The following is a 14436-nucleotide window of genomic DNA, read 5'->3' as shown; positions in this document are numbered from 1 at the left end:
GGAGTCGTTGCACATGGCAGGTAATAGTATTGGACAACTCTTCCGTGTCACGACTTGTGGTGAATCGCATGGTGTAGGCCTGATGGCCATTGTTGATGGTGTACCGCCGGGCCTGGAACTGACTGAAGCCGATTTACAGCACGATTTGGACCGCCGTAAGCCGGGGACTTCCAAATTTGCAACCCAGCGTAAAGAGCCAGATCAGGTTGAAATTATTTCTGGGGTATTTGAAGGTAAAACCACAGGTACCCCAATTGGCTTGCTGATTCGCAATACCGACCAGAAATCCAAGGATTATGGCAACATTGCCCAGACTTTCCGTCCGGGTCATGCCGACTACACCTATACCCAAAAATACGGTTTCCGTGATTATCGTGGTGGTGGTCGTTCCAGTGCCCGTGAAACCGCGATGCGTGTTGCTGCCGGTGCGATTGCTAAAAAATATCTGGCAGAAAAATTCGGGATTCTGATTCGCGGTCATGTGACCCAGATTGGCACCGAAAAAGCGGAAAAGCTGGACTGGAATGAAGTGCCGAATAACCCGTTTTTCTGTGGCGATGCCGATGCTGTGCCACGTTTTGAAGCGCTGGTCACTTCACTGCGTGAACAAGGCACCAGCTGTGGCGCCAAACTGGAAATTCTGGCCGAAAAAGTGCCTGTGGGCTGGGGCGAGCCGGTATTTGACCGTTTAGATGCCGATATTGCCCATGCCATGATGTCGATTAACGCGGTTAAAGGCGTAGAAATTGGCGATGGTTTTGCCGTGGCGGAACAGTTCGGTCATGAAACCCGTGATGAACTGACCACACAAGGCTTCCTGGCCAATCATGCTGGCGGTATTTTGGGTGGTATTTCCAGTGGTCAAACCATTCGTGTGGCGATTGCGCTTAAACCAACGGCATCTATTACCACACCGGGTAAAACTATTACTATTGATCGTGAAGATACCGATGTACTGACCAAAGGCCGTCACGATCCATGTGTGGGTGTGCGTGCTGCACCAATTGCGGAAGCGATGCTGGCGATTGTGCTGATGGATCATTTCTTACGTCACCGTGCACAAAATGCCGATGTGGTGGCGCCATTTGCACCGATTGAGCCTTAATTATCCCAGATTAAAGAAGCCGGACTGAATGTCCGGCTTTTTTTATGGCGATAGGTTGTATCCGTTTGAAATTTCCTAAGAAAATACCACGATCAAGGAGATAAATACAGAAGTTGATTGAGCTTGAATCTAAATATTGGTTGCTTTATCACCACCTTAAATTAAGCATCCATATAGACATCAATTCAGATATAAATAAAAAGCGGGGTTGGATAAAAATAGATTTTAATTTTTAAAAGAGATCGGGCTGATCTTTTTTAAAGGATGTGGGAAATCATCTTGTGATGAAATTGTGCTGATCCCATTTTGTATCAGAATGGATCTCCCAGAAATTAAAAAGCTCCCCGAAGGGAGCTTGTTTCATCAAGAAAAGAACCAGGTGTAATAGCCCCAGATCATTAATGGCCAGGCCACAAATGGACTAAACAGCCATTTCCACAGCCAGAAACGTGGGACAAAACCAACACCATGGATAAATCCGCCGGAAATGCCAATCATTATATACATCATGGCACTGTGGCTGTAATTGCCATCGGCATCCAACATGGCAGCTGGATGAAGTAATAACACGGCTGCCAATGGAAAGGCCAATAAGCAAGAAATGACCATCGCAAGTTTATTTGGTTTTTTTTCGATTACTGGAGTTTCCATTACAACCTCTGTCATGACTTATTCCTCATCCAGGTCTTGATGATGCTCGATATAGAGCGCACTCAGTACACCTGCAAAACAGGCCATCAAAATACCGAGAATCCAAGCAAAATACCACATAATCTTTACTCCTTTAGCGCATAGCCTTAGTACAGGCTATGCGAATTCTCTTTGATGTGTTTGTTGGTAATTACGCCCCACATCTTGTAGTAACACCAGGTGGTGTACAGCAAAATGATTGGCACAAAAATACAGGCTGCAACAGTCATTACCGTTAAAGTATTTTGACTAGATACCGCATCCCACATGGTCAAGCTAGATACAGGATCTATGCTCGATGGCATCAGGAATGGGAACAGGGCAAAACCTGCAGTCAGAATCGCACCTGTTACTGCCAGTGCAGAACCAGTGAAGCTTAAACCTGCTTTACCTTTAGAGGCTGCCAGAATCACAATGATACCGCCAAGAATACCCATAATTGGTGCAATCATGGTGATCGGGTAAGCCGAGTAGTTGTTCATCCAGCCCGGGTTGGCATTGGTCATCACTTCTTTGGCTAACGGGTTTGCAACGCTACCGGTGTCATATGGTGTAACCAGGGTATAACCTTGGATGCCACCAAAGTATAACCATGCACCTGCCAGCAGGAAGCAGACCAGGAACACGATACCGCTGATTTTGGTGGCTTTGGCAGAACGCTCGCGTAAAGCACCATCGGTACGTAACATTAACCATGCACCACCATGCGCACACAGCATGGCCAGACTCACGATACCGCAGACCAAAGCAAACGGGTTAAGCAGGGCAAAGAAGCTGCCGGTGTAGTTGGATCGTACAGTCTCATCCAGTTCAAAAGGTACACCTAAGAACATGTTACCGAACGCTACGCCAAATACCAGCGCAGGTACTGCACCACCGATACATAGACCCCAGTCCCAGGCAGTACGCCATTTAGTGTTTTCCAGCTTGGAGCGGTAGTCAAAGCCGACCGGACGCAGGAATAGCGCAAACAGGACTAAAAGCAGCGCCCAGTACATGCCCGAGAAGGCAGTTGCATACACCATTGGCCATGCAGCAAATAGTGCACCACCAGCAGTAATGAACCAGACCTGGTTACCGTCCCAGTGTGGGGCAATCGTGTTGATTGCCGCACGACGTTCTTCATCATTTTTTCCAACGAATGGCATGATCGCCATAGAGCCCATATCGAAACCATCGGTGAGGGCGAAACCGATGAGCAGTACGCCCACCAGTACCCACCAGATGATTTTGAGTAATTCATATTCGATCATGCTTGAGTCTCCTCAGATGCTTTTTTGGCAGCTTCCAATTTTTCGAAATGGTATTTGCCGGTATGTAACGAGCTTGGACCAAGACGAGAGAATTTAATCATCAGGTACATTTCAATGATCAGCAGTACGGTATAGAACGATGCTAATGCAATGATTGAACCCCATACATCGCCAGTACTTAAGCTAGATGCAGAGAGATATGTTGGTAGAACTTCACCAATAGTCCAAGGTTGACGACCTACTTCAGCCACATACCAGCCAGTTTGCGCAGCAATCCATGGCAATGGTAGGGCAATCAGGGCGAATTTTAATAACCAAGGTTTGTTTTCTGCATTACGTTTTGCTACAGCCAGTGTTGCCAGAACGAACAGGAGTAGCATTAAGAAGCCAGAAGCCACCATGGCACGGAAGGCCCAGAACAAGCTTGGAACGTGTGGAATAGTGTCTGCTGCAGCAAGTTTGATTTGCTCATCAGTCGCATCTACCACGTTAGGTGTATATTTTTTCAGTAACAGGCCATAACCCAGGTCTTTTTGAGATTCATCAAATGCCGCTTTGAGTTCTGGTGAGGTGTCACCTGCACGCAGTTGTTCAAGTTGCTGATAAGCCACCATACCGTTACGGATACGCACTTCATGCTGGGCAATCAGGTCTTTGATCCCGGTCACTTCTTCAGTGGTTGAACGTGTGGCAATCAGACCCATCACATACGGAATTTTAATCGCGTAATCGGTAGTCTGGGTTTCCTGATTTGGAATACCAAACAGGGTAAATGCAGCCGGTGCGGGGTGAGTTTCCCATTCTGCTTCAATTGCAGCCAGTTTGGTTTTTTGGACATCGCCCAGTTCATAACCAGACTCATCACCTAGTAAGATTACAGACAGGGTAGATGCCAGACCGAAGATAGCCGCAATCGCGAAAGAACGACGCGCAAATGGCAGGTCACGTTTTTTCAGCAGGTAGTAGCTCGAAATCGCCAGAACGAAAATCGCACCTGTAACATAACCGGCAGAAACGGTATGGACGAATTTAACCTGTGCCACCGGGTTGAAAATTAGCGCACCGAAATCAATCATTTCCATACGCATGGTTTCATAGTTAAACGCAGAGCCGACCGGGTTTTGCATCCAGCCGTTAGCCACCAGAATCCACAGTGCCGACATGTTTGAGCCCAAGGCCACCAGCCAGGTTACACACAAGTGCTGTACCTTGGACAGACGATCCCAGCCGAAGAAGAACAGACCAATAAAGGTCGATTCAAGGAAGAAAGCCATCAAGCCTTCAATGGCCAGCGGAGCACCAAAAATATCACCCACGTAGTGCGAGTAATACGCCCAGTTTGTACCGAACTGGAACTCCATGGTCAGGCCGGTAGTTACCCCTAAAGCAAAGTTAATACCGAACAGTTTTCCCCAGAATTTGGTCATGTCCTTATAAATTTCTTTGCCGGAAATCACATAGGTGGTTTCCATAATGGCCAGAATAAAAGCAAGACCAAGTGTCAGTGGAACAAAAATAAAATGATACATCGCGGTCATTGCGAACTGGAACCGCGAGAGATCGACCACGCTTTCAGAAATCATCAACGTGTCTCCTTGATTTGGGAAGGATTGCTGGCAATACGCTCAGCAACTTGAGAGTCAAAATTTTCAGGAATGGTAGGGGCATCGAACCAGATATTTTTAATCGCCATTAAAATAACAACCTTAATTATTAAAATGGCTGCTATTTCTCGGGTTACGCGACGGTTCAAATCTTTCGGGACTAAGCTCATAGAAACAAGCCTGTTTTTTAAACTGTGTCTTATATTATTAAACAAAATAATACAAAAAATAAATAGTCTGCACAGTTAAAATAAAAATATATTGTTTATGTATTAAAATACAGTAGCTTATAAAAAGTTTTTTTAATTTTTAATCAAAAATATTCCGGTTAAAAACCTGACTAAAACGCTTGTATTTATAATAATGATTATTCTGACTAAAATGGTGTGAATTAAAATTTAATTCTGACTAAAATAGTTATATTTAAAAATTTTGACGATTTTATTAAAAATTCCAGCTTTTAATTTTTAACTTTTATTCAATAATCGGGTGTTAAAAAATGGCTGTAAGGCTTGAGGTGTAAGCATTTGCACAGAAAACAGTCAAGCACCAAAATGAAGCAATTTGTAGCAAATATGCACAATGAAGTACGATAAAAGTGCAGTAAGCAGCAACACGGAAAATTTTTTAGTCTTCAACGTGGAGGGCAGAGTGAACAACTACAACGAACAACCATAGAGATAGTCATAATGCACAGAACAGCTGATCTTGAGGCCAAGAGAAAGTGAATCGAGCAGCTTAAACGGAAAGAACGAATGTACACGGCAAGGAAGAAGGGAAAGCTGCGAGATACACGGCGTTGTAGCTTTATCTTGGACAAAGTAAGGATGGAATTGCTGCTGAAAGAGGAGCGAGCTTAAATCAGCTGCTACTTTCGCCATAGAACAGATTGTTCGAGGCGGAAATTTTCTTGGCAATGTAATAGGATTTTTTTTGCCGGATTAAAATGACTTGCGCCTGAAATTCTAGTTCACCAAATTCCGGCTCGACCTGCACGTAATGCAGCTGGCCGTATTCATCACGAACCCGGGCCTGAGCCGAAAAACCGGGACGGGCATTGCCACTGGAAATGGTGGCCAGTCGGCCCAGCAAATTGACATGCTGAATGGTTTTTTGTGGTTTAATCACCTGATCCAGACAGTGAATCATAAACACGGTAAAAAACAGGGCAATGATAAGCGCTGGTAAAATCAGATAATACGATGGAACAAAACTTTGCTGCTGTGAATAGAGCGCAAACTGCAGGAAATAGCCTGCAACACTAAAATTCAGGAGCAGAAACACGAAAATCAGCAGTTTGGAGAATTTAACATTGAGTAAGGGCGAGTCTAGCAGCCGCTGCGGAAACAGCTGCTTGAATATCGCGCTGGGCTTGAGATTAAAATAATGCCCCACAATTTCCGCCAGGCTGAGCAAGACAAGTGCAATCAGACTTAAATGAAAAGGAATTAAGTCGATGTCTAATACAAACTCAAGCATGGCGTAACCTGCAGATGGGGCTTAAAATTATTCTGTTAAGTAAATTCCGCCATCAGAATGCACGGTAATCTTTACTTTTTCAAGTGCTTGACCTTGGCATGGGCCAGAAATACATTCCCCGGTTTCAACCACAAACAGCGCACCGTGGGTCGAACATTCAATAAATTCCTGATCCCGGTCTAAAAACTGGTTTTCCAGAAATTCAAGCTCAACCTGCAAATGCGGGCACAGGTTCTGATAGGCATAGAACATGCCATCACGTTGGGTAATAAAAATGGTATCGCCATCTGGAAGCTCGAACGAGCGTGCTTCACGTTCAGGGATATCTTCGGTCATGCAGATTTTATGCATTAGGCACATTCCTTGTTATAGCTCTGAAGAAGGGTTGCGTACTGTTCAACCTCTAGACGTGGACCAAATTGTGACACCACTTCACTGGAAATTAAAATGGCCAGCTCGGCAGCGGCTTTAAAGCCAAGGTTGGCATTTAAGGCATACAGGAACGCACCGGCAAAAGCATCACCCGCACCATTGGCATCAATGGCATGTACCTGACGGCCTGCAACGCTAAAGGTATGTTGACCATCAAAAATCATTGCGCCTTGTGCACTCATTGTAATGACAACGTATTTGCTTTTTTGTTTTAGCTGTTCCAAAGCGGCCTCAGCCGTGTCGGTACCGGTATACATCATGGCTTCCTGCTGGTTACAGAACAGCAGGTCCACGCCATCATCGAGTAATTCATCCAAACCTTGACGTGCATATTGCACCATCGCCGGGTCAGATAAGGTTAAGGCAATTTGGGTCTGGTGAGCTTTGGCAATTTCACGTGCCTGTTTTACCGCCTGACGGGCGCTGTCCGAAGTCGATAAATAACCTTCGATATACAGCCATTTCGCGGTTTTTAAGGGTTCAAAGTCAATTTGTGCATCGGTGAGTTCTGCAGTAATACCCAAATAGGTATGCATGGTGCGCTCAGAATCCGGGCTGACTAATACCATACAGGTTCCGGTTACGCCTTCACTGACCGATTTTGCGGTGGTGCGAATGCCCGCATCATTCAGGCCGTTCAGGTAAATTTCACCCAAGTTATCATTGCCCACGCGGCAGGCATAAAAGGCAGAACCGCCCAATGCGCTAAAGGCAACTGTTGTATTTGCAGCCGAACCGCCTGAAGCTTGACCTTTATAGCTTTGCGTTTGCTGTAAGTTGTTGTATAAATTTGCTTGGGTTTCGCCATCGGTCAGCTGCATGGTGCCTTTTTGCAAATTTTGTTGAGTAAGGAAGTCATCAGAGACTTGAAATTCCTGGTCAATGAGTGCATTACCAATTGCAAAGAGGTCAACAGTTGCCATGTCGTTCAATCACATCAAAAAATAAATGCTAAGTTTACACCAATGCTCAGGATTGCTGTAGATTTGTGAATAAAATTCATTTTTTAGACGGTTTTATTCATTGAGGAAAGTTAGTAAAGCAGATCAGGATAGTGAAATGAATATCGAGATAAAAGAAGCGCAAGGATTACCAGAGCAAATTGTCGAGCTTGAAAAACAGGCATCGAAAGAGGGTTTTGCTTTTGTACAGCGTTTAATTGATGAGTATCAGAGTGCCAAGAATCGTTTCGATCAGCCTGGGGAGTTTTTACTTTTTGCTTATGATCAGGACAAGCTGATTGCCTGTGGCGGCCTGAACCAGCAGTGGAATGATCAGGAAGTGGAACAGGGAATTGGCCGGGTGCGCCGTTTCTATGTATTGCCTGAATATCGTAAACATGGCGTGGGCAAGCTGTTATTGCAATACTTAGAGAAAAAGGCACGTCCTCATTTTTCGGCCCTATGTCTGGATACCGAAACCAAATCTGCGGCGCATTTTTACCAGAAGCAGAATTATGTCTATGTCGAAAACCATCCCAATTATAATTATTTTAAATATTTGGTTTAAACGGCAGCATGAGCTTCGGACTGGGGTTTGAAAATTGCCAGGGTTGCAAATTTCTATAATTTTAGTCGGGATTTAAGCGTGAATTATATCAAGAACTAAAGCTATAATGGCTTTAGTTTTTTTATTTTGATGATTAGGAGATCGCATGACTGTAGATGTCACTGAAACCATTTCTCAAACCGTTCATCCTGCGTTTCAGTTGGTACGTCAACACCATGTTGAAGCCTTAGACATTTTAGTGTCTGAATATAAGCATCGGGTTACCGGTGCGGTGCATTATCATTTGGCCACCAATCATGATGAAAATGTATTTCTGGTGGCATTTCGTACCCAGCCCATGGATTCCAAGGGCGAAGCGCATATTCTGGAACATACTGCACTGTGTGGCTCTGAAAAATTCCCGGTACGCGACCCGTTTTTCCTGATGATTCGCCGTTCATTAAACACCTTTATGAACGCCTTTACCGCAGCCGACTGGACGGCCTATCCATTTGCCACCCAAAACCAGAAAGATTTCCAGAACCTGCTGGAGGTATATCTGGATGCAGCCTTTGCAGCCAACCTGAATCCACTGGATTTTGCCCAGGAAGGGATTCGTATCGAGCTGGAAAATGGTGAGCCTGTATATAAAGGCGTGGTCTTTAATGAAATGAAAGGCGCGATGAGTTCGCCTTCAGATCAGCTGTATCACCAGTTGGCACATCATTTGTTCCCGGAAACCACCTACCATTACAATTCCGGTGGTGACCCGAAAGATATTCCAGACTTAACTTACCAAGAGTTAGTGGATTTCTATAAATCCCATTATCACCCAAGTAATGCGGTATTTATGACTTTTGGTAATCAGTCAGCGTATGACTTGCAAGAACAGTTCCAGAGCTTGGCTTTAGCCAAGTTTGAACAGGGCGAAACCCTGTATTCAAAACCTGAGCGCCGTTTGGCTGCGCCAGTGACCGTAACTGAAAGCTATGCGGTCGATGCTGAAGATTTAAAAGACAAAACTTACCATGTTCTAAGCTGGTTATTGCCAGAAGCCAGTGATATTAAACTGCGTTTGGGCATGCGTCTGGTCGAAGGTGTGTTACTGGAAAACTCGGCTTCACCACTGCGTCATTATTTAGAAACCTGTGGTTATGCGCAATCAACCGGGCCATTTATGGGCGTGGATGATTCCAACTTTGAAATGACTTTCTTCTGTGCCATTCAAGGTTCTAATCCTGAGCATGCAGCAACCTTTAAAGAGGGCGTCTTCAAGGTGTTGCAAGAAGTGGCGTCTAAACCGGTCGACAGCGATACCGTCAATGCCATTTTACACCAGATCGAGCTGCATCAGCGTGAAATTAACGGCGATGGTATGCCATACGGTTTAAGCCTGATTCTAAACGGCTTGAGCAGCGCGATTCACCATAGTGATCCGGTGCATGTCTGGGATGTTGACAGTGCCATTGAACAGGTTAAAGAAGAACTGAAAGATCCAATGTGGCTGTCTCAGTTGATTCAGCAGCACTTGATTGATAATCCGCATCGCGTCCAAATGACCCTGGTCCCAGATGCCAGCAAATCAGCCAAAGATGCCGAAGCTGAAAAAGCCCGTCTGGCTGAAATTGGTGCGCAGCTGACCGAAGCACAAAAAGCAGAAATTATCGCCCAGACCGAAGCGCTAAAAGTGCGTCAGGATACCCCGGATGATTTAAACCTGCTGCCAAAAGTCGGCCTCGAAGATGTGCCGGCAGAATTGCAAATTGTACAGGGGCAGCTACGTGAGATTATCTGCAACCGCATTGATACACCATTAAACCTGTATCATGCCGGTACCAACGGTATTTATTACCAGCAGGTCTTGGTGCGTATTCCCGATGAGATCGTGAAATCGCCTTATTTTAATCTGCTGTCGATTTTAATGGGTGAAGTCGGTGCCGGTGAGTATGATTATCTGGAACTGCAACAGCTGCAAACTGCAGTGAGTGGCGGTCTGGGTATGGGGGCATCCTTACGCTCTAAGGTCGATGACAAAAACCGGATTAGTGCCTGGCTGACCTTAACCACCAAATCACTGGTGAATAATTTTGATGCCATCCGCCTGCTAAAAATTGCCTTTGAGCAACTGCGTTTTGATGAAAAAGACCGGATTATCGAGCTATTACAGCAACGTAAAACGCGCTGGCAGTCCCGGGTATCGGGTGCAGGACATAGCTATGCCATGCAGACCGCTTCACGTAACCACAGTGCTTTAGCGCTGCGTGACTATCACAATACTGGTCTGGGTGCATTGAACTGGTTAAGCGAGCTGGTCAGCAAAATTGAACAGGATGATGCTGCTTTTGATGCGCTGATGGATGAGCTTAAGCTGATTCACAGTATGTTGCTGCAAGCGCCAAAACAGTTCCTGCTGGTCTGTGAAGAGCCACAATCAGACCGTTTGATTGAAGAAATCCAGACCGTGTGGGACAAGCTGGCAATTGAACCGCACGAGGCAGCTTTAACTCAAGTGCCTGTTGAAAATAACAATGCAGATGAAGCCTGGCTGATTCAGGCCAATGTACAGTTCTGTGCGGCAGCGTATCCTGCGGTGGAAGTATCGCATCCAGATGCAGCACCATTGATGGTCTTGGCGGCGTATTTGCGCAATGGCTTCCTGCACAGTGCCATCCGTGAAAAAGGCGGCGCCTATGGTGGCGGTGCCAGCTATGATGGCAATGCCTGCTCGTTCCGTTTCTATAGCTACCGTGACCCGCGTCTGGCTGAAACCTTTAAGGATTTTGACGCCAGTGTGGACTGGTTGCTGAATACCGAGCAGTTACCGCATCAGCTGGAAGAAGCCATTCTAGGTTTGATTGCCAGCATGGATAAACCAGGCTCTCCAGCCGGTGAAGCAATTACCGCATGTTATGCCTTATTGCATGCGCGCACCCCGGCCTTTAGAACCAAACTGCGTGAGCGTTTACTGGCGGTTACTTTAGATGATCTGAAACGTGTGGCCGACGTTTATTTACGTCAGCAAACCCCGGTGAAATCGGTGGTGGCACCGGTGGCGAAACGTGAAGCGCTGCAGGAGCTGGGTTTCCAGATCAAACAAGTCAATTAAAAAAACAATAGAGGAAGTTCTATGGCGTTCAATCCTGTTGAGCGCACAAGCTGGTCGCTGAGTGTTACTGCACTCAGCGCTTTGTTTGTGACACATGTACAGGCGCTGGAAGCAACGGTGGTCACCATTCCGCCGACACCGGAGGCCTGTGTGGCGCTGGAGTCCAATGCCGAGCGTTTAGCCTGTTATGATGCTTTATTCAAGTTGCCGGAAGCGGAAAAGGCAGATCTGGTTTCCGAGCGTCAGGCAGCGCAGCAATTGGCCCCTCCACCAGAAACCGTTAAAGAAAAAATTGTGGCCGGGGTGAACAACCTGTTTTCACTGGAAGGCTCACATATTGATCCGAACGTGTCGTTGCTGGATAAGCGCTGGGAACTGGCACCTGAAAGCAAGCTGGGCACCTGGAATATTCGGGCCTATCAACCGGTGTATCTGATGCCGGGCTTCTGGACCTCCGATAAAAACGAACGTCCATCCAGTCCCAATGAAAACAATACCGTTACTGAAGCGCAGCAGCAGAACCTGACATCAACCGAGGCCAAATTCCAGTTGTCACTAAAAACCAAAGCGGTTGAAAACCTGCTGGGCGATAATGGCGATCTCTGGCTCGGTTATACCCAGTCCTCACGCTGGCAGGTTTATAATGGTGAAGAATCACGCCCATTTCGTGAAACCAATTATGAACCTGAAGCCAGTTTAATGTTCAGAACCAATTATGAGATTCTGGGCTTGAATGGGCGCTTGTTAGGCCTGACCTTGAACCATCAGTCCAATGGCCGTTCCGATCCGCTGTCACGTAGCTGGAACCGGGTCATTTTGAATCTGGGCTTTGAAAAGAACAATTTCGCGCTGATGTTGCGTCCGTGGTATCGCATTGAAGAAGACCGCAGTGATGACAACAACCCGGACATTAAAAACTATATTGGCCGTGGCGATATGCTGGCATTCTACCGCTGGAAAGATCATGATTTCTCGCTGATGTTACGGCATAGCCTAAAAGGCGGTGATGATGCGCATGGCGCCGCCCAGTTTGACTGGGTATTCCCGATTAGCGGCAAATTAAGAGGGCATTTCCAGCTGTTTGATGGCTATGGAGAAAGCCTGATTGATTATAACCACCGCGCGACCTATGTCGGGCTAGGTGTATCGTTAATGAACTGGTTCTAAATTCATGCACCAGCAAAAAGCCACTGTGAACAGTGGCTTTTTTATTTTCAGTTGATAACGGAACTCGCGCATCAACCAATCTGAATATCGGTGGTGGGATGTTGCAGGCGGCTGCGTTTTGGGGTAGCAATTAAATAGGCCAGGGTCAGTGGGCCTAAACGGCCGGCAAACATCAGCAGCATTAAGGCCACCAGACTTAAGGGTTGTAATTCCCCGGTAATCCCGCGAGATAAACCCACGGTACAGGCCGCAGAAACCGCCTCAAACAGCAAGTCCATAAACTCATGTTCAGGTTCCAGCAGCAACAGGCTGAAAATCCCGGCAAAGACTAAAAATGCAGTAATTGACACCACAGCCAAGGCTTTAAAGGTGGTTTTTTCCGGTACCGAATAATTAAACACCCGCACTTCATCGGCGCGTCTTAAAAAGCTGATCACGCTTAATACCACAATAATAAAGGTGCCGACTTTAATGCCACCGGCGGTACTTAAAGAGCCTCCGCCAATAAACATCAGAAACATGGTTAGCAAATTGGAAGCATCACTCATGCTGGCAATATCCAGACTGTTAAAGCCGGAAGAACGGGGGACGGTGGCATGGAACCAGGCATTCCAGGCCTGATCGGTCAGGCTCATGGCGGCCAGCGTCGCAGGATTGCTGGCTTCGAGCAGCCAGATGGTGATAAAAGCAAACAGGTTTAAACCCAGAATGGTGGAGAGGATCAGCTTGCTGTTGGCGCTGAGTTTATGCCAGTGCCGGGTTTTTTTAATGTCCATTAGCACCACAAAGCCCACACCGCCAATAATGTAAAGCATGCTGATGGTAAAGGTAATCAGGTACTGGTCGGCAAAGCTCATTAAACTGTTGGGAAATAATGAAAATCCGCCATTATTGAAAGCCGAGACACTGTAAAAGGCGGCATAGAAAAAGGCTTCCAGAAAATCATAATCCTGCAGCCAGGCCAAGGTCAGAATAAAGGTGCCGATGCCTTCAAAAAACAGCGAATAGAGTAATACGCCTTTGATGGTAAAGCCTACCGTCGCCAGACTGGTCTGACCGATGGTTTCCTGGGCCATCATCTGCTGTTTTAAGCCAATTTTCGGTGACAGGCTCATGGCGGCCAGAATTGCGAAAGTCATAAAGCCCAGCCCGCCACATTGCAGCAACAGCATAATCACAATCTGGCCAAATACGGTATAGGCCTCGCCGACATTGACCACCGACAAGCCGGTAATGGTCACCGCAGAGGTGGCAGTAAATAAAGCCTGTAACCAGCTCAGGTCCCCCTCATGGGCAAAGGGCAGTTTAAGCAATAGAGTGCCGATCACAATAAAGCTTAAAAATCCCAGTGCGAGCAGACTCGGCGGGCTTAAATTGACCGTGGTTGCTGTGCTGGGCTTCGCCGTATTTTTATAGGCAGTCTTATTCTTCGTCATGTGGTTCATGGCTATTTAAAATGCTTGGATAAGCGTTTCAGCTGTTCAACCTGGCCTTCAAGCACCAGAATATCGCCTTGCTGCATAATTAACTGCGGATCGAGGCTGAACTGAATCTCGCTGCCGCGTTTATGCAGCAGGGTTTTCACTTCTGGCGCATGACCGATAAACTCATGATAGCGCGTACCGTTTAAGGCTTCAGTGACTTCCACTTTGACAATAAAGTGGTCATCTTCCAGCGCCATATAGCGGCTGACCATCGGATAACTCAGTGACTGGGCAATGCGGACACCCATATCTTCTTCCGGATGAATAATTTTGCTGACCTGCAGATGGGTCAGAATCATGTGGTGGGCTTTGGACTTGGCTTTGACATAAATTTTTTCCAGCCCCATATTTTTCAGATGCAGCACACATAAAATACTGGCTTCAATATCTTCACCAATGGCCACCACCACCGCATCACAGTTCTGGATATTCAGCTCTTGTAGCACGTGTTCGTCGGTGGCATCGGCAATCACGGCATGGGTAATTTCCTCGGCAATATTTTCCACATACTTTTTATTAATATCGATGCCAATCACATCATGTTTCAGGCTGACCAGTTGCGTGGCAACGGTGGCACCAAAACTGCCTAAGCCAATGACTGCAAATTGCGCCATAGTGTGTTCCTAAT

The 14436-nt window shown here is 46.4% G+C and carries 14 protein-coding genes; 4 read left to right on the top strand and 10 right to left on the bottom strand.

Going from position 1 to position 14436, the window contains the following annotated elements:
* The first annotated feature begins 13 nt into the window (after window positions 1-13).
* The gene (gene aroC, locus FTU50_RS06295) at window positions 14-1105 is read left to right on the top strand and encodes a chorismate synthase (RefSeq protein WP_016658184.1); all 1092 of its coding nucleotides are present in this window, start codon (window positions 14-16) and stop codon (window positions 1103-1105) included.
* Window positions 1106-1468: 363 nt separating this feature from the next.
* On the opposite strand, the gene FTU50_RS06290 is transcribed toward aroC, so the two are convergent.
* The 8 genes from FTU50_RS06290 to FTU50_RS06255 all read right to left on the bottom strand — a co-directional run bounded on the left by FTU50_RS06290 (window position 1469) and on the right by FTU50_RS06255 (window position 7486).
* Window positions 1469-1771: a cyd operon YbgE family protein gene (locus FTU50_RS06290; protein ID WP_005177656.1), complete on the bottom strand. Its 303-nt coding sequence runs from the start codon at window positions 1769-1771 to the stop codon at window positions 1469-1471.
* 3 nt (window positions 1772-1774) lie between these two features.
* The gene (gene cydX / locus FTU50_RS06285) at window positions 1775-1876 is read right to left on the bottom strand and encodes a cytochrome bd-I oxidase subunit CydX (RefSeq protein WP_002120988.1); all 102 of its coding nucleotides are present in this window, start codon (window positions 1874-1876) and stop codon (window positions 1775-1777) included.
* A 26-nt stretch (window positions 1877-1902) separates the two neighbouring features.
* The gene (cydB, locus tag FTU50_RS06280; protein WP_160241340.1) at window positions 1903-3048 is read right to left on the bottom strand and encodes a cytochrome d ubiquinol oxidase subunit II; all 1146 of its coding nucleotides are present in this window, start codon (window positions 3046-3048) and stop codon (window positions 1903-1905) included.
* Window positions 3045-4631, bottom strand: a complete 1587-nt coding sequence (locus FTU50_RS06275; RefSeq protein WP_005177660.1) for a cytochrome ubiquinol oxidase subunit I — start codon at window positions 4629-4631, stop codon at window positions 3045-3047. Before FTU50_RS06275 ends, cydB begins: the two co-directional genes overlap by 4 nt.
* Entirely contained in the window at window positions 4631-4822 is a 192-nt protein-coding gene (cydP, locus tag FTU50_RS06270) for a cytochrome oxidase putative small subunit CydP (protein ID WP_005177663.1), read from the bottom strand. Before cydP ends, FTU50_RS06275 begins: the two co-directional genes overlap by 1 nt.
* Before the next feature lie 691 nt (window positions 4823-5513).
* Window positions 5514-6131, bottom strand: coding sequence for an OB-fold-containig protein (locus FTU50_RS06265; RefSeq protein ID WP_104489428.1), 618 nt, complete (start codon window positions 6129-6131; stop codon window positions 5514-5516).
* 27 nt (window positions 6132-6158) lie between these two features.
* The gene (locus tag FTU50_RS06260) at window positions 6159-6467 is read right to left on the bottom strand and encodes a Rieske (2Fe-2S) protein (RefSeq protein WP_180045899.1); all 309 of its coding nucleotides are present in this window, start codon (window positions 6465-6467) and stop codon (window positions 6159-6161) included.
* A 14-nt stretch (window positions 6468-6481) separates the two neighbouring features.
* Window positions 6482-7486 carry an adenosine kinase gene (locus FTU50_RS06255; RefSeq protein ID WP_160243235.1) on the bottom strand — a complete coding sequence of 335 codons (1005 nt, stop codon included), beginning with the start codon at window positions 7484-7486 and terminating at the stop codon, window positions 6482-6484.
* Window positions 7487-7622: 136 nt separating this feature from the next.
* Here FTU50_RS06255 and FTU50_RS06250 point away from each other — a divergent pair, with 136 nt between their 5' ends.
* The 3 genes from FTU50_RS06250 to FTU50_RS06240 all read left to right on the top strand — a co-directional run bounded on the left by FTU50_RS06250 (window position 7623) and on the right by FTU50_RS06240 (window position 12324).
* The gene (locus tag FTU50_RS06250) at window positions 7623-8072 is read left to right on the top strand and encodes a GNAT family N-acetyltransferase (protein ID WP_005177673.1); all 450 of its coding nucleotides are present in this window, start codon (window positions 7623-7625) and stop codon (window positions 8070-8072) included.
* A gap of 145 nt (window positions 8073-8217) precedes the next feature.
* Window positions 8218-11157: an insulinase family protein gene (locus tag FTU50_RS06245; protein ID WP_180062655.1), complete on the top strand. Its 2940-nt coding sequence runs from the start codon at window positions 8218-8220 to the stop codon at window positions 11155-11157.
* 21 nt (window positions 11158-11178) lie between these two features.
* The gene (locus FTU50_RS06240) at window positions 11179-12324 is read left to right on the top strand and encodes a phospholipase A (RefSeq protein WP_005177679.1); all 1146 of its coding nucleotides are present in this window, start codon (window positions 11179-11181) and stop codon (window positions 12322-12324) included.
* Window positions 12325-12395: 71 nt separating this feature from the next.
* Here FTU50_RS06240 and FTU50_RS06235 read toward each other — a convergent pair whose 3' ends face one another.
* Window positions 12396-13760: a TrkH family potassium uptake protein gene (locus tag FTU50_RS06235; RefSeq protein ID WP_168406313.1), complete on the bottom strand. Its 1365-nt coding sequence runs from the start codon at window positions 13758-13760 to the stop codon at window positions 12396-12398.
* Window positions 13761-13771: 11 nt separating this feature from the next.
* Window positions 13772-14422, bottom strand: a complete 651-nt coding sequence (locus tag FTU50_RS06230) for a TrkA family potassium uptake protein (RefSeq protein WP_005177682.1) — start codon at window positions 14420-14422, stop codon at window positions 13772-13774.
* Between the last annotated feature and the right edge of the window lie 14 nt (window positions 14423-14436).

The organism is Acinetobacter sp. YH12112, assembly GCF_013418945.1.
GTDB classification, from domain to species: domain Bacteria; phylum Pseudomonadota; class Gammaproteobacteria; order Pseudomonadales; family Moraxellaceae; genus Acinetobacter; species Acinetobacter indicus.
Note: the sequence above shows the minus strand (reverse complement) of the source record. Positions and strands in the feature narration are given on the sequence as shown.

Excerpts from the sequence above, each read along its gene's own strand:
- aroC (WP_016658184.1), top strand. The coding sequence starts at position 14 with ATGGCAGGTAATAGTATTGGACAACTCTTCCGTGTCACGACTTGTGGT.
- FTU50_RS06290 (WP_005177656.1), bottom strand. The coding sequence starts at position 1,771 with ATGACAGAGGTTGTAATGGAAACTCCAGTAATCGAAAAAAAACCAAAT.
- cydX (WP_002120988.1), bottom strand. The coding sequence starts at position 1,876 with ATGTGGTATTTTGCTTGGATTCTCGGTATTTTGATGGCCTGTTTTGCA.
- cydB (WP_160241340.1), bottom strand. The coding sequence starts at position 3,048 with ATGATCGAATATGAATTACTCAAAATCATCTGGTGGGTACTGGTGGGC.
- FTU50_RS06275 (WP_005177660.1), bottom strand. The coding sequence starts at position 4,631 with ATGATTTCTGAAAGCGTGGTCGATCTCTCGCGGTTCCAGTTCGCAATG.
- cydP (WP_005177663.1), bottom strand. The coding sequence starts at position 4,822 with ATGAGCTTAGTCCCGAAAGATTTGAACCGTCGCGTAACCCGAGAAATA.
- FTU50_RS06265 (WP_104489428.1), bottom strand. The coding sequence starts at position 6,131 with ATGCTTGAGTTTGTATTAGACATCGACTTAATTCCTTTTCATTTAAGT.
- FTU50_RS06260 (WP_180045899.1), bottom strand. The coding sequence starts at position 6,467 with ATGACCGAAGATATCCCTGAACGTGAAGCACGCTCGTTCGAGCTTCCA.
- FTU50_RS06255 (WP_160243235.1), bottom strand. The coding sequence starts at position 7,486 with ATGGCAACTGTTGACCTCTTTGCAATTGGTAATGCACTCATTGACCAG.
- FTU50_RS06250 (WP_005177673.1), top strand. The coding sequence starts at position 7,623 with ATGAATATCGAGATAAAAGAAGCGCAAGGATTACCAGAGCAAATTGTC.
- FTU50_RS06245 (WP_180062655.1), top strand. The coding sequence starts at position 8,218 with ATGACTGTAGATGTCACTGAAACCATTTCTCAAACCGTTCATCCTGCG.
- FTU50_RS06240 (WP_005177679.1), top strand. The coding sequence starts at position 11,179 with ATGGCGTTCAATCCTGTTGAGCGCACAAGCTGGTCGCTGAGTGTTACT.
- FTU50_RS06235 (WP_168406313.1), bottom strand. The coding sequence starts at position 13,760 with ATGACGAAGAATAAGACTGCCTATAAAAATACGGCGAAGCCCAGCACA.
- FTU50_RS06230 (WP_005177682.1), bottom strand. The coding sequence starts at position 14,422 with ATGGCGCAATTTGCAGTCATTGGCTTAGGCAGTTTTGGTGCCACCGTT.